This window comes from Caldanaerobius fijiensis DSM 17918 (genome assembly GCF_900129075.1).
GTDB lineage: Bacteria > Bacillota > Thermoanaerobacteria > Thermoanaerobacterales > Caldanaerobiaceae > Caldanaerobius > Caldanaerobius fijiensis.
The window spans coordinates 1-1,312 of sequence record NZ_FQVH01000084.1; the positions used below are offsets into that span (position 1 = coordinate 1).

General features: G+C 54.6%; 1 rRNA gene. It reads left to right on the forward strand.

The window, feature by feature from the left end:
• Positions 1 to 1,312, forward strand: a 23S ribosomal RNA gene (locus tag BUB87_RS13930); the annotation flags it as partial.

Genomic DNA, 1,312 nt, shown 5'->3' on the forward strand with positions numbered 1-1,312 from the left:
AGGCGAAGCAGAGGAAGGAGCCGCCGAGAAAAGCCGCTAAATTGGACGAGGTGCCCGTACCGCAAACCGACACAGGTAGGCGAGGAGAGAATCCACAGACGAGCGGGAGAACCCTTGTTAAGGAACTCGGCAAAAAGACTCCGTAACTTCGGGAGAAGGAGTGCCGAAAGGCCGCAGAGAAGAGGCCCAAGCGACTGTTTACCAAAAACACAGGTATCTGCGAAGTCGGAAGACGAAGTATAGGTGCTGACGCCTGCCCGGTGCTGGAAGGTTAAGGGGAGGGGTGAAAGCTCCGAACTTAAGCCCCAGTAAACGGCGGCCGTAACTATAACGGTCCTAAGGTAGCGAAATTCCTTGTCGGGTAAGTTCCGACCTGCACGAAAGGCGTAACGACTTGGGCGCTGTCTCAACAAGGGGCCCGGTGAAATTGTAGTATGAGTGAAGATGCTCATTACCCGCGACAGGACAGAAAGACCCCGTGGAGCTTTACTGTAGGCTGTCACTGGACTTCGATATATACTGTACAGGATAGGTGGGAGACAGAGAAGGTAGTGCGCCAGCATTACCGGAGTCGCCGGTGGGATACCACTCTGTATATATTGAGGTTCTAACCGTAGGCCGTGGAGCCGGCTATGGGACACTGGCAGTTGGGCAGTTTGACTGGGGCGGTCGCCTCCTAAAGGGTAACGGAGGCGCCCAAAGGTTACCTCAGCGCGGATAGGAATCGCGCGAAGAGTGCAAAGGCAGAAGGTAGCTTAACTGCGAGTCAGACGAGACGAGCAGGTACGAAAGTAGGGCTTAGTGATCCGGTGGTATAGAGTGGAATAGCCATCGCGCAACGGATAAAAGCTACCCCGGGGATAACAGGCTGATCTCCCCCAAGAGTCCACATCGACGGGGAGGTTTGGCACCTCGATGTCGGCTCATCGCATCCTGGGGCTGAAGTAGGTCCCAAGGGTTGGGCTGTTCGCCCATTAAAGCGGTACGCGAGCTGGGTTCAGAACGTCGTGAGACAGTTCGGTCCCTATCCGTCGCGGGCGCAGGAAATTTGAGAGGAGCCTTTCCTAGTACGAGAGGACCGGAAAGGACGGACCGATGGTGAACCAGTTGCAGTGCCAACTGCACGGCTGGGAAGCCAAGTCCGGGAGTGATAAACGCTGAAAGCATCTAAGCGTGAAGCACGCCTCAAGATAAGATTTCCCATACCGTAAAGGTAGTAAGACCCCTCGAAGAAGACGAGGTAGATAGGCTTAAGGTGTAAGAGCAGAAATGCTTTAAGCTGGTAAGTACTAATAGGTCGAGGCCTTGACCT